Origin of the sequence: Pseudohaliea sp., from assembly GCF_040217025.1 — a bacterium.
Taxonomy (GTDB): Bacteria; Pseudomonadota; Gammaproteobacteria; order Pseudomonadales; family Halieaceae; genus Pseudohaliea.
Map to the genome: position 1 here is coordinate 173,831 of NZ_JAVJOA010000012.1, position 12,842 is coordinate 186,672.

At 67.8% G+C, this 12,842-nt stretch carries 13 protein-coding genes; 7 read left to right on the plus strand and 6 right to left on the minus strand.

The window, feature by feature from the left end:
* The first annotated feature begins 15 nt into the window (after positions 1 to 15).
* The 3 genes from RKE50_RS17720 (at position 16) to RKE50_RS17730 (ending at position 1,881) form a co-directional block, all read left to right on the plus strand.
* Positions 16 to 582 (plus strand): TetR/AcrR family transcriptional regulator, encoded by a 567-nt coding sequence (locus RKE50_RS17720; RefSeq protein ID WP_350038753.1) that lies wholly within the window; start codon positions 16 to 18, stop codon positions 580 to 582.
* 38 nt (positions 583 to 620) lie between these two features.
* Positions 621 to 1,475, plus strand: a complete 855-nt coding sequence (yghU, locus tag RKE50_RS17725) for a glutathione-dependent disulfide-bond oxidoreductase (protein WP_350038755.1) — start codon at positions 621 to 623, stop codon at positions 1,473 to 1,475.
* Positions 1,476 to 1,746: 271 nt separating this feature from the next.
* On the plus strand, positions 1,747 to 1,881 hold the full coding sequence (locus tag RKE50_RS17730) for a hypothetical protein (protein WP_350038757.1): 135 nt from the start codon (positions 1,747 to 1,749) through the stop codon (positions 1,879 to 1,881).
* Between the two features lie 227 nt (positions 1,882 to 2,108).
* Here the strand turns inward: RKE50_RS17730 and RKE50_RS17735 are convergent, their stop codons facing one another.
* Genes RKE50_RS17735 through RKE50_RS17745 form a run of 3 tightly spaced genes read right to left on the minus strand, consistent with a single transcriptional unit; the run spans position 2,109 to position 4,965 of the window.
* Positions 2,109 to 3,191, minus strand: a complete 1,083-nt coding sequence (locus tag RKE50_RS17735; protein WP_350038759.1) for a diacylglycerol/lipid kinase family protein — start codon at positions 3,189 to 3,191, stop codon at positions 2,109 to 2,111.
* Entirely contained in the window at positions 3,188 to 3,835 is a 648-nt protein-coding gene (locus tag RKE50_RS17740; RefSeq protein ID WP_350038761.1) for a hypothetical protein, read from the minus strand. Before RKE50_RS17740 ends, RKE50_RS17735 begins: the two co-directional genes overlap by 4 nt.
* Complete coding sequence (locus tag RKE50_RS17745) at positions 3,829 to 4,965, minus strand: mitochondrial fission ELM1 family protein (RefSeq protein WP_350038763.1); 1,137 nt, start codon at positions 4,963 to 4,965, stop codon at positions 3,829 to 3,831. Before RKE50_RS17745 ends, RKE50_RS17740 begins: the two co-directional genes overlap by 7 nt.
* A gap of 142 nt (positions 4,966 to 5,107) precedes the next feature.
* On the opposite strand from RKE50_RS17745, the gene RKE50_RS17750 reads away from it, so the two are divergent.
* From RKE50_RS17750 to RKE50_RS17760, 3 genes are read left to right on the plus strand one after another with little or no spacing between them, the layout of a single operon-like run.
* On the plus strand, positions 5,108 to 6,010 hold the full coding sequence (locus tag RKE50_RS17750; protein WP_350038765.1) for a lysophospholipid acyltransferase family protein: 903 nt from the start codon (positions 5,108 to 5,110) through the stop codon (positions 6,008 to 6,010).
* Between the two features lie 2 nt (positions 6,011 to 6,012).
* Positions 6,013 to 7,755 carry an ABC transporter ATP-binding protein gene (locus RKE50_RS17755; protein WP_350038767.1) on the plus strand — a complete coding sequence of 581 codons (1,743 nt, stop codon included), beginning with the start codon at positions 6,013 to 6,015 and terminating at the stop codon, positions 7,753 to 7,755.
* A 29-nt stretch (positions 7,756 to 7,784) separates the two neighbouring features.
* Positions 7,785 to 8,297: a LuxR C-terminal-related transcriptional regulator gene (locus RKE50_RS17760; RefSeq protein ID WP_350038769.1), complete on the plus strand. Its 513-nt coding sequence runs from the start codon at positions 7,785 to 7,787 to the stop codon at positions 8,295 to 8,297.
* Between the two features lie 73 nt (positions 8,298 to 8,370).
* On the opposite strand, the gene RKE50_RS17765 is transcribed toward RKE50_RS17760, so the two are convergent.
* Complete coding sequence (locus RKE50_RS17765; RefSeq protein WP_350038771.1) at positions 8,371 to 10,023, minus strand: SulP family inorganic anion transporter; 1,653 nt, start codon at positions 10,021 to 10,023, stop codon at positions 8,371 to 8,373.
* Between the two features lie 17 nt (positions 10,024 to 10,040).
* Positions 10,041 to 10,733 carry a carbonic anhydrase gene (locus tag RKE50_RS17770; RefSeq protein WP_350038773.1) on the minus strand — a complete coding sequence of 231 codons (693 nt, stop codon included), beginning with the start codon at positions 10,731 to 10,733 and terminating at the stop codon, positions 10,041 to 10,043.
* Between the two features lie 131 nt (positions 10,734 to 10,864).
* Between RKE50_RS17770 and RKE50_RS17775 the strand changes: the two genes are divergently transcribed.
* On the plus strand, positions 10,865 to 11,845 hold the full coding sequence (locus RKE50_RS17775; protein ID WP_350038775.1) for a hydrogen peroxide-inducible genes activator: 981 nt from the start codon (positions 10,865 to 10,867) through the stop codon (positions 11,843 to 11,845).
* A 12-nt stretch (positions 11,846 to 11,857) separates the two neighbouring features.
* Here the strand turns inward: RKE50_RS17775 and RKE50_RS17780 are convergent, their stop codons facing one another.
* Positions 11,858 to 12,739, minus strand: coding sequence for a LysR family transcriptional regulator (locus tag RKE50_RS17780; protein ID WP_350038777.1), 882 nt, complete (start codon positions 12,737 to 12,739; stop codon positions 11,858 to 11,860).
* Positions 12,740 to 12,842: the final 103 nt, after the last annotated feature.

The window sequence follows — 12,842 nt, forward strand, 5'->3', positions numbered from 1 at the left end:
AGAGGAGCGACGATCATGCCGTCACCGTCAAAGCGAGACCAGATAGTCGACAAGGCGTTGCAGTTGTTCTATCGCCAGGGCTTCAACGGCACGGGCGTCGACACCATCATTACCGAGGCCGGCGTTTCCAAGAAAACCCTCTACAGCCATTTCCGAACCAAGGATGAACTCATCCTTGCGACGCTACGCAAGCGGGATGAACTGTTTCGTAACAACCTGATGCGCGAGACCGAACGGCGAACTTCTGACCCGCGCGAGCGGTTGTTTGCCGTGTTCGACTTTCTTACCGGCTGGTTCCACGAGGAAGGATTCAGCGGCTGCATGTTTATCAATGCCGCAGCAGAATTTGCCGAACCAAGCCACCCCAGCCACAAGATTTCCGCGGAGCACAAACGACTCGTCGAGGACTACATCCGCCAGCAAGCGGAGTTGGCCGGGGCAAAAGACCCTGCTGCACTGGCTGGTGAACTCAACCTGCTCATGGAAGGCGCCATCGTGTATGCCTACGTGATGGGCGACAAGGAAGCGGCAGCGCGGGCGAAGCAGATGGCGAGGCCATTCGTCGAAAGACAGCTGGCCTAAGCGGCCGCCACAGGCAATGCAACCAAGGAGGAACACCCATGAGCGAGAGCAGCTACACACCCCCGAAGGTCTGGACCTGGGACAACGAAAGCGGCGGTCGCTTTGCGGGCATCAACCGCCCCACCGCCGGCGCGACACACGAGCGGGAACTGCCCGTCGGCGAGCATCCGTTCCAGCTCTACTCTCTCGCAACGCCGAACGGCGTCAAAGTTACGGTCATGCTGGAAGAACTCCTGGCTGATGGTGTTGCCGAGGCGGAATACGACGCCTGGCTGATCAACATCCAGGAGGGCGAGCAGTTCGGAAGCGGCTTCGTCGGGATCAACCCCAACTCAAAGATCCCTGCGCTGGTAGATCACAGCGGCCCCGATCCGGCGCGGGTTTTCGAGTCTGGCGCCATTCTCCTGTACCTTGCCGAGAAGTTTGACCGGTTTGTTCCCACGAGCCTCACCGCGCGCGCAGAGTGCTACTCCTGGCTCATGTGGCAAATGGGCAGCGCGCCCTTCCTCGGCGGCGGCTTCGGGCATTTCTACGCTTATGCACCGGAGAAGCTGGAATATCCGATCAACCGCTATGCCATGGAGGTGAAGCGGCAGCTCGATGTGCTCGATCGGAACCTGGCGGGGCGCCGCTACCTTTGCGGCGACGAGTACACGATCGCCGACATAGCGACCTTCCCCTGGTACGGCGCGCTGGCCATGGGGAAGCTCTACGACGCAGCTGAGTTCCTCGACGTTGGTTCCTACCGCAACGTGCTGCGCTGGGCCGAAGAGGTCTTTGAGCGCCCCGGCGTGATCCGGGGCCGACGCGTGAATCGTGCCTGGGGCCCGGAAGAAGAGCAGGTGCTGGAGCGCCACAGCGCTGCTGACCTCGATAGGCACGCACAGCGCTAGTAGTCCACCCGCGCCGGCCAGCCCATCCAATGTCGAAGCAGCCCCCGGTGCCACGCTGAGAACGGCGTTATTCCAGCTCACCAGGAACCGCACGTGCGGGTGAACTCGAGCCTGGACGCCGACAGCTGATTCGGACAGCTACACATCGCTCTGTGGCAAAAGCTCGACAGCCAGCATCTGCCTGCGAGGGTGCGGGCGTAGCTCAAAGCGTAGGTAATGTTGCCTGCAAACAAACAGATCGGTTGTCCGCGATAGCCGAAGGAGTTTCGTCATGGCACAAGCAGCAGTACCCATTCTCAATCTCCTGATCCTGGGTTCCTTCATGGCCTACGGTGTGTACCAGCTTCGTCAGTCCGAAACTGCGCTGACCCGGGTACGCATCGAGGACAAGGACGAAAGGCACTGAAGCTAAGCGGGCCGGCGAAAGTCGGCCCGCTCTCAGAGCATCCACGAGCGGACGTTCCGCGCACTGGCGATCGCGGATACCGTGCGGATACCGCGACGGGTATCGCAGGGATGCATCAAGCACTCGAGCGTGACGACCCTGCCCGCAGCCTGTGTTCCTACCGCGTGAGCGAAACGTGAAAGCAGGGCCACGGCGCGCCGAGGTCGATTTCAGCCGTCTCGATCGCTTTACAACCGTAGGAAGGTGAAGTCGCCGCCACGTTCTACGGTCACCGGACCGTGGCAACGCCGGACCCGATGCAGTTCGCCATCAAGGTTGAGCTCTCCGTCCAGCCGTAGCGACAGGCGGTGCCCCGTGTAGCTGTAGAAGCCTTCGGCTGCGCACAGGCTAGTCCCGGGTCGTCCGGCGAGCAGCCGCGGCAGCCTGCGAAGCAGGTACTCCGCATCTCCGCCAATGACCGTAGTCCTGACGGCACCGGCTCCCTCTCCCCAGAACGGCCGCACGCCGCAAAACAGGCGCGGAAGGCTGCTGACCAGCAGAATCGAAGCGGACGCCTCTTCCAGAACCGCATGGCCGTCCAAGGAAAGGCAAAGCCGAACCGGACGCTTGAAGCGGCAGTCCCCCCGACTGAGACCCCAAAGCGTGCGCGCCACGGCGATGGCGAGGCCGGCGTTGTCGCGGAGCCCGCGGGCGTGGAGCTTGCGGTGCGCATACTCGGTGCCCTGGATAACCGCACCGGCGCCGACGAACATGCCGTAGGCATTGTCGCGACCGTCGGCGAAACGCACCCTCAGGATCGGCCTGCTGAGCATTTCGCATGCGCCCCGATGCCGCCCGGCAGACCAGTCAAACAGCCGCCTGGCAGCCCTAGTCAGGCTGCCGCGTACGCCCAGCCGGCCCGCGGTCATGTTGGCGGTGCCGCCTGACAACAGGGCCAGCGGAAGGCGCCTGGAGAACGGCTCGTGCTCAAGGAGCTCGCCGAGAACCCGGGCCACGGTGCCGTCACCGCCGTTGATGGCCAGCACATCGATCTCGCGCCGGGCGAACTCGGCGAGGGCTTCGCGCACCTCCCCGCCGTGTCCCGTGGGCAGGTGCGTGACGTGAGGGTAACGCTGCGCAAGAGCCTCCAGGCGATCGAGTTGGCGACGGTTGCGGCCGCTGTTGGCGTTGCTGAGCAAACCCAGGCGCAGAGTTCCCTGGCGCAGGGCCGCAGGCGCCTCGCCCTGGACCTCGCCTTCATCGAACGCGGGCAGGGGCCAGCGGGCGACGGCACCGCCGGCCAGCAGCCCCTTCGGCTCCGCGGCGGTCATTTCGATCCCGGCGGCAGCGTGCCGCAGTCAACCCGCGGGCCGCACCCCGGATCAAGGTCTGCGGCCGGCGCTTCGCCTACGGTGACCAGCACGAGCAGCAACGCGTAGGCGTTCAATTCGAGTAGCTCCTCAAAGAGGCGGTTCGGGACCGCCAGCTGAACCAGCCCCTTGTCCAGCGCAGCCGCCGCAAGAACGAGTCCCGTGGCCAGCGGCAGCAGGAGGCCGGCGCCGGCGAGAAGGAAGCGGAGCATTCGGGCCGGCTCCCGGTAGAGGCAACGCAGGAGCAGGTAGAGCAGGTACCCGTAGCAGGCCGGGAAGACCGAGTACTTGAGCAGGTAAGAGAGCTGGTGCAGCAGGCTGCCGGGGGCAATCCAGGCCTGGAAGTCCGCCTCGCGATAACTGATCGCCAGCAGCGCCAGGGCCAGCGCGCCGAACACCCGGCGCCCGAATTCATCCACTGCCACGACCACGCGATGCCAAGCGAGCAGCGCTGCCAGTGCCACGAGCGCCAGCTGGCCGTACTCGAGCACGCTGTTCTCCTGGTAGGCCTCCGCCAGCGCTCCCCAGGGAAGCCGGGCGAGCAGCAGGTCCACGGCGAGCAGACCAGCCAGGGAGAGCGCCACCATGGTCCTGCGCATCAGCACGGCATGGCCCGGCCAAGGAGATCGCGGATGCGCCAAAGGGCACGGAGCTCATCGGCAGCCGCGGCAGGCCGCGAGGTCGCTTCGCGGGTGTAGGCGTCATCGCGATTCAGCCAGGCGGCCCCGCCGCCCGCGACCAGCTGCCGCTGGATGACGCCGATATCGCGCTGCATGTACGCGGGCCCGAAGAGGTGGGCGAGGCGGTCCCGCAGCGCGTGATAGCGAAAGGCTGCGCGCAGGCGCTGCAGCGATGTCCCGCCAGCGGGCAGGGGCTCGGCGAGATCGTAGATGAACAGCGGCTTGCCGGTCACGCTGGCCTCGGCAAGCATCGACACGCTTTCCCCCGTGGTGACGAGCCTGTCCGCTGCACCGAGAAAGGCGAAATAGGGGTTGTTCGCTGCTCCCTCCTGCCAGCGATATAGATAGCTGGGCACCGTGAGCTCGGCAGCGAAGGCCTCGAAGGTCTCCGGAGCCGTCCGCGCACTGTCGGTAACCAGCAGGGACCCCCCTTCCGCCCGTGCCCGGTCATTCACCAGGCGCCCGAGCTCGGCGCCCTTGCGCGGATTGAACACGAAGGAGCCACTGTTACCCCCGAGCAGCACCACCGTACGAGGGCCCGGCAGACGGCTGAACCGCGGTGCCCAGGCCGCCGCTTCCACGGCCAGTCGCTCGCGCGTGACGCGGTGCAGGGGCATACCGATCACCAGCACGTTGTCCCGCTCGGGCAGCGCGTACTGCGGCGTACTGATGACGAGGTCGAAGGCCTCGAGCGGCGCCCAGGGGCGGCCCATGTGCACGAGGCGGGTGCGTCCCCCGGCCTGCCGGCGAATCCAGCGCGCCACCGGCTCCATCTCCCGTCCAGCACTGACAACGAGGTCGGGCCAGGGCGGCGCCAGCGGCGTGCTGCGGCGCCGGTCCACGCCCGCCACAAGCAGGTTGCTGGAGCGGGCAGCAATGATCTTCGGTAATAGTACCGGCGAGCGGTAGACGACCCGTTTCCGGGCCGCAGGCAGGCCGAGTAGTTCCCCCAGGGCGACGACCTGGTTGTTGTCCCCCGCCCGGTCGCTCTGGAGAAGCCAGACCCTTGTTTCTATAGGCTTTTCAAGGCAGGCGGCTTTCAGCGGTGCGGTCATCGGTCCCCGGCTGGTCGGTGAAGGTGGCGCCGAAACTAGCCCAGGGCACAGGCCCGGCAATCCTCCCCGGGGGCTTATCCGGCGCCCCGGACCCGTTTGCTACCGTGCGCGCCGTGCAAAGGACACCGACAACCCACGCGCCATGAACGCCCGACCGGACAGCGCCCCCTGGCCCCGACGCCTCGCCTGGCACGCGCAGGCACTGCCCCTCGGCATGTTCTGGGCCTGCTCGAGCCTGCTCCCGCCGCCGCTCGCCGCCGCGGCCGGGAGCAGGCTGTTCCGCTGGCTGGGGCCGCTGACCCGCAAGCAGCGTTTCGTCGCCCGCAACCTCGAACTCGCCTACCCGGAACTCGGCGCCGCGGCACGCGACGCCATCGCCCGCGATGTCTGGAGCAACTTCGGTGCGGTGCTGGCCGAGTATCCCCACCTCGGCCGCTACGCGGCACCGGGTGCGGGGGCGCTGGAGACCGAAGTGCACCCGGCGACCCGGATGCTGCTCGACGCAGGTCGGCCCGCGGTCTTCGTCACGGCTCACCTGGCCAACTGGGAGCTGCCGGGGCTCGCCCTCAGCCGCCTCGGCATCCCCCTGAGCGTGGTCTATGCGCCGCAGAGCAACCCCCACGTGGACGCCATGCTGCAGCGCCACCGCAGCGCTCTCGGCTGCGACTTCGTGCCGAAAACCGATTCCATCCGCACCCTGCTCGCCGCATTGAAGGCGGGCCGTTCCGTGGGCCTGCTCTCGGACCAGCGCACGGATTTCGGTGAGCAGCTGCCGTTTTTCGGCCGGCCGGCCATGACTGCCATCAGCCCGGCCTGGCTCGCCCTGCGCCAGGGCTGCCCGCTGGTGCCGGTGCGGGCGGGACGGCGCGCCCAGGGGAGCTACCGCGTCCGTGTGCTTGCGCCGTTGGTCGGAGACGACGCGTCCCGCGCCGGTGTGCTCGCGCTCAGCCGGCGGCTGAACGCGCTGTTCGAGTCCTGGATCCGCGAGCGGCCCGGCCAGTGGCTGTGCATGCGCCGGCGCTGGCCCGGCCGCATCGAGGCCTGAGCGTGCGACTGCTCGGCGACATCTTCCGACGCTACCCGCTGCGCGGCGCCCTGCTGCTGCTCGCTTTGCTCCTCGCCAGCCTCGCCGAGGGCGTGGGTCTCGGCAGCCTCCTGCCCATGCTCACGGTGGCCGTGGAGGGCGAGGCGGGCGACGGCCCGGGCTACGCGGTCGTGCGCTGGCTCGCAGCCGCCGGGATCGAGCCGGAGCTGGGCCCGCTCCTCTTCCTGATTCTTCTCGGCATCACGCTGAAGAGCGTGCTCCTGCTCCTGGCCCACGGCCAGGTCGGAATCACGGCAACGCGCTTCGTGACCGCGCTGCGCCACGAACTGCTGGCCAGCACGCTCGCCAGCCGCTGGAGCCATTTCCTCCAGCTCCCCGCCGGCGCGCTCACCAATACGGTGAGCATGGAAACGCAGCGCGTCGCCACCGCCTTTCTCGCCGGTATCAACGCCGTGACTTTCCTGCTGCAGGCGCTGGTCTACGCCGCCGTTGCCGTCGCGATCTCCTGGCAGGCAACGCTGGTGGGCCTGGCCACGGGCGTCGTGGTCATCGGCACCTGCAGTCTTCTCGTCGCCGCGTCGCGCCGCGCCGGGCACCGGCAGACGGCGTCCATGCGCGACCTCGCCGGGCAGCTCGCCGATATCCTGCTCTCCGCGCGGCCGCTGAAGGCCATGGGCCGGGCATCCCTCGTGGAGGCGGCGCTGGTCGGCGAGAACCAGCGCCTGGACCGCGCCCTGCGGCGGCAGGTCGTGAGTGCGGCAGCGCTGACCGCCGGCCAGGAGGAGCTGTTCGCCATCGTCATCGTCGCCGGCCTCTACCTGGCCCTGGTGCCGCTGCAGATGCCTTTCTCGACGGTGCTGGTGCTGGTCCTCGTGCTCGGCAGGATGCTGGCGCAGCTGGGCAAGGTGCAGAAGGAGTACCAGAGGGTCGCGACCGGCGAGAGTGCCTACCTGTCCTGCCTAGGCACCATTGCCGCGGCGCGCGCTGCGGGCGAGCGGGGAGGATCGCGCCCGCCGCCACCGCTGCGCCGGGGCATTACCCTGGACAACATCCGCTTCAGCTACGGCGACGCACCGCTCTTCGACGGGCTCGACCTGCATATTGCCGCCGGCACCCTGACCACGCTGATCGGTCCCTCGGGATCGGGCAAATCGACGCTGCTGGACCTGGTGCTGGGCTTTGCGACCCCCCAGGCAGGGCAGGTACTGGTCGACGGCCAACCGCTGCAGGAAACCGCGCTGGCCGCCTGGCGACAGCAGGTCGGCTACGTGCCGCAGGAAACCCACCTGCTCCATGACAGCGTGCTGCACAACGTCACCCTCGGCGACCCGGGCCTCGGTCCCGCCGATGCCGAGCGGGCGCTGCGCGAGGCCGATGCCTGGGACCTCGTCGCCCGGCTCCCGGGGGCGCTTTCGCACGTGGTCGGCGAGCGCGGCGGGCGTCTCTCCGGGGGCCAGCGCCAGCGCATTCTCATCGCCCGGGCCCTGGCTCACCGCCCCCGGCTGCTGATCCTGGACGAGGCGACCAGCGCCCTCGACGACTTCAGCGAGGCGGCGATCTGCCGGACGCTCCAGCGCCTAAAGGGCAGGCTCACGATCCTCGCCGTTTCGCACCGGCCCGCCCTCGCCGAGATCGCCGACCGCGTCTACCGCCTGCCGGCCCCGGACACGACTACCGCGGCCTTGACCGCGATCAAGGTTGCGCAGGATTGCCCGCCTGCCGGCAGGGCGAATCCGGTACCCTGAAACGCTAGACTCCCAGTGGAGGATTGACTGTGCTCGAAGAAGCTCTCACCAGCGCCGAACTCGGCATCTGCATCAAGGACGCAAGCCGGCTCGTGCTCGCACAGAATGACCGCTGCCGCAGCATCTGCGGTGACCGCAGCGGCGCGGTGTGCGAGGACGGCTGCATGGCCCTGCACAGGGACGACGACAGCCTGCAGTGGCCCGACTGGGGCACGTCCGTTCACCGCAATGCCCGCATCGATGACGGCCACTACGACGTGACGCTCATCTGCAGCAGCGAGCGGGTCGTCACCCTGCTGCAGCCGCTCGAGAAGAAGTACCAGGAGGCCATGGCCTACTACCGGGCCCAGGACCTCACCCCGCGGGAACTGGAGGTGGTTTCCCTGCTCCTGCGCGGCCGCAGCAACACGGAGATCACCGCCGACCTCGGTATCAGCCACGCCACCCTGCGCACCCACCTGAACCGCGTCTACAGCAAGCTGCGCGACCAGGGTATCGACACGCACTTCCTGCCCCGCCGGCGCACTGCAGCGGGCCAGTAGCTCCCGCAATCCGGGCCTGAAAACAAAAACGCCGCTGCCTCTCGGCAGCGGCGCAGGTTGTGCCGGGAAAGCCTCAGGCCGGCGCGGGCGCCACGCCGTTCGGGGCCGCCTCGATGCGGCCGCGCTCGAGGTCTTCCACGGCCTGGCGCACCGCATCGATACGGCGCTTGAAGCGGGTATCAGTGGGTAGGTGGTGGTCTGCATCGAGGCCTGCCAGCACCGAGGCGACCTCCTCTTTGAGACCCGTCACATAAACATGCTTGCCGGCCTCGGTTGCATCCGTGGCGATCGTTTCCACCGCCCGGGCCGCCGAAACGTCCATAAAAGGCACGCTCGAGAAGTCCAGCACCAGCGCCGCCGCGCCGCGTCCCTTGCGGGTGCGCTCGCGCACGTGGTGGCCGAGGTCCGCCGCGGCGCCGAAGCTCAGCGGGCCGCCGAAGTCGAACACCTGCACCAGGCCCTGGGCGCGCTTGAGCAGCGCCGCCTCTTCCTCGGAGTCCGGCTCGAACTGCATCTCGCGGATCGCCCGCGTCTGCTGCTCGGCCACCTGGCGGACAAAGGCCAGCGCCGCGAGCACCACGCCGACACCGACCGCCGTGATCAGGTCGACGAAGACCGTGAGACCGAGGACCAGCACCATGAGGGCGAGGTCCCAGCGCGGACCGCGGTGCGCATTCTTCAGGTAACGCCAGTCGATGATGTCCCAGCCGACCTTGACCAGGATGCCGGCGAGAGCGGCGTGGGGAATCTTCGCCGCCAGCGGACCGAGGCCGAGCACGACCGCCAGCAGCAGCAGGGCGTGCAGCATGCCGGACAGGCGGGTACGACCGCCGGTGCGGATGTTCACCACCGTGCGCATCGTAGCGCCGGCGCCGGCGAGGGCACCGAAGAGGCCGGCCACGGTGTTGCCGATACCCTGGCCCACCAGCTCCCGGTTGGAGTTGTGGCGCGTACGGGTCATGTTGTCGGCGACCAGCGAGGTGAGCAGCGAGTCGATGGCGCCGAGGGCCGCGAGGATCAACGCCGCCTCCAGCACCAGGAACATGGCGTCGCGCTCGAACACGGGCATGTGCAGGCTGGGCAGTGCGCTGGGAATATCCCCGAGCACCGGCGCGGCCGGCAGGGCGAGCCCCAGGCAGGTGCAGATCACCAGTGCCGCCAGCGGTCCGGGCAGGTACTTGCCCCAGCTCGCTGGCCAGAGAAACACCGTGGCCAGGGCCACGGCGCCGATCCCGGCCGCCGAAAGGTTCAGCTCGGAGACTGCCGTGGGGATGTAAACCAGTGCCGGGATGGTACCGCCGGGCGGCTCCCCCCCGATGAGGCGGCCGACCTGCAGGATGATGATGATCGCGCCGATCCCGCTCATGAAGCCCGACACCACGGGATAGGGCACAAGCCGTATGTAGTTGCCGAAGCCCATGGCGCCGAAGATTACCTGGATGATGCCGGCAAGAAAGATCGCCGTGAAGATCAGCTCGGGGCGTCCGGAGAGGCTGGCTGCAAGGCCCGCGACCACGACCACCATCGGCCCCGTCGGGCCCGAGATCTGCGACGCCGTGCCACCGAAGAGAGCGGCGAAGAAGCCGACGAAGATCGCGCCATAGAGTCCGGCGATCGGGCCGAGCCCCGAGGCAACGCCGAGGGCGAGGGCCAGCGGGAGGGCGACGACGCCGGCGGTGACACCACCGTAGATGTCGCCGCGCAGGTTGTTCAATTCAAATCGCATGAGGTTCTCCCGGGCGCTCAGGCGCTCGCCGCCGCTTTGCGCGCCGCGAGACGCTCGAAGCGCTCCGCGATCGGCATGAAGGTGTCGGTCTCTTCCTCGTGGCAGCTCACCTCACCGGTCTCGATATCGTAGACCCAGCCGTGCAGCTGCAGCGTGCCGGCGCGGACCCGCGCAGCGACGACCGGGTGCGTGCGCAGGTGCTGAAGCTGCTGCAGCACGTTCTCCCGGGTGAGTTCGTCCAGGTGCTCGGGGCCGCAGTGCCCGTGCCGGGCGCGCACCACCTCGACGGCGCTGCGGGCGTGGTCCAGCCATTCCTTGACGTGCGGCAGGTCCTTGAGCGCTTCCGTGGCCAGGGCACCCTTCATGGCGCCGCAGTCGGTGTGGCCGCAGACCACGATATGCTCGACGCCGAGCACGGCGACGGCGTACTCGATGGAAGCCGTCACGCCGCCGGCCTGGCTCACGTGCGGCGGGACGATGTTGCCCGCATTGCGGCAGATGAACAGGTCCCCGGGCTTGGTCTGGGTTACCATGTTGGGATCGATCCGGGAATCGGCACAGGTGACGAGCAGCACTTCCGGGCTCTGCCCGTTGGCGAGCTCGCCGAAGAGCTCCCGGTGGCCCGGGAAGACGTCGCGCTTGAACTTGAGAATACCGTCGACCACGTGGTCCATGTTGTTGCCTCCATCGGGTTCTGATGCCGGTGCCACGCACCGGCGCTTTCAGCGGTTCCCTGAAACCTTAGGGGCAGGCGAGCGAAAGGCATACGGTAGTTAGTCGGAGTTTGTGATAAGATTTTCTTATCACTGCCCGCGTGGACCGGCAGCCAGAGGACAAGAACGTGACCCAGGCGGACAAGCCCGCGGCGCCCCGGAGCGCCGCCCTGGACCCGGACAAGGTGTCCCTGAAGCAGCTGCGCTGCCTTTCCGCGATCGCCGAGACCGGCAGCTTTCGCCGCGCCGCCGATCGCCTCGGTGTCACCCAGCCGGCGCTCACCGCCCAGATTGCCGCGCTCGAATCCGGCCTGGGGCTGCAGCTGTTCGAACGTTCCAGACGCGGCGCCGCCCTGTCGCCGGAGGGCCGCGAGCTGCTGGGCAGCGCGCACCGCGTGCTGGAGGAGTTCCAGGGCTTCGTCGACCGGGCGGCGACGCTCTCCGGCGGCGCCGTGGTCACCTATCGCACGGGGGTCCCGCCCACCCTCGGACCCTACCTGCTGCCACACATCCTCCCCCCGCTGCACCGCAAGTACGCCGGGCTGCGCCTCTACGTGCGCGAGAGCGTGCCCCGGGACCTCGAGGAGGGCCTGCGCAACAACCAGCACGACTTCATCTTTACGCCGCTGCCGGTGTCGGACCGGCAGCTTACGATCGTGCCGCTGTTCCGTGAGCCCCTGAAACTGGTGATGAGCAATGACCACCACCTCGCCGGCAAGGCGCGCATCAACCGCGAGGACCTGCTCGGCGAGGAGGTGCTGAGTATCGAGGAGCACCACCATTTCCATCGCCAGGTGGCGCAGCTCTGCGAGCGGCTCGGCGCCACCGTGCGCCGGGATTTCGAGGGCACCAGCCTGGACACGCTGCGGCACATGGTGGTGATGGGGACCGGGATGGCTTTCCTGCCCTCGCTCTACGTGGCCTCGGAGATCCACGACCAGAGCGAGCTGCGGGTCACGGACCTGCACGGCGACAGCATCGCCCGGATCCAGGCCATGGCCTGGCGCTCTTCCTCCCCCGCCCGGGCCCTGTTCCGGGAGCTCGCGCAGGAGATCCGGGAGATCCTGCGCAAGCAGCAGCCCGCGGACATCATCGTTATCGACAGCTGAGCCGGGCGCGCGTCATTCCACCCGGCCGATATCCACGAGCAGCGTCTGCAGGGCCGTGGGCACGTAGCTGCGCTTGATCGTGATCGCATAGAAATACTCGAAGACGTTGGGCAGCGTCATGTATTCGACGAGCTGACCGCGCTGTATCTCGTCGCGGACCACGACCGTCGGCAGTACCGCGAGCGCGTCGCCATCGCGCGCCAGCAATCGCAGCATGGCCATGTCGTCCGCCTCCGCCTGGATATCCGGCGCGTACTGCCAGAGCGTGCAGAGACCGTCGAAGGCCCGGCGCACCTCGCTGTCCCGCGAGGGCAGCACCCAGTACTTGCCATCGTAGCCGTGGGGAAAGGTCGTCTCCGGGCGCAGCTCCGGCGGCCCGACGATGGATACCGGCTGGCTCGCCAGCAGCTGGCTCTGCCATAGCTGCTCGTCGCTGCCGCGCACGTCGCCGTTGGTGAGGGCCACGTCGAGCTGGTGTCGCGCGAGGCCGTCGAGGAGCCCGTCCAGGGTATTTGCGTGCAGCGTGAAGCGGATCTTCCGGTCGATCAGCAGCGGCGTGACCAGGTGGTCGATGAAGTTCCGCGACAGCGTCGAGAGCATGCCGATGCGCAGCATCTGCGCCTCCGGCTCCATGCCGTGGCGCAGCATCGACTCCAGTTCCTCCCCCTTGGCGAAGATGTCGTTGGCGTAGCCAAGGACCCGCTGCCCGGCGTCGGTCAGCGTCATGCGCCGGCCGCTGCGGTCGAACAGCTGCGTGTTCGTGCTCTCCTCGAGCTGGCGGATCTGCGACGACAGCGCCGACTGGGAGACGTGCAGCTTCTTCGCCACTGCGGTGAGGTTGCCCTCCGCGGCGACCCGCCAGAAGTAGTAGAGATGCCGGTAGTTGAGACGCACGATCCACCTCCCGGTAAGGAAACGCAATCACTCAATCGTTAAGAAAAACAGAACCATCTGCCCTAGGTTCTTAATTATAGAACCAAAATCAAATATATATCTA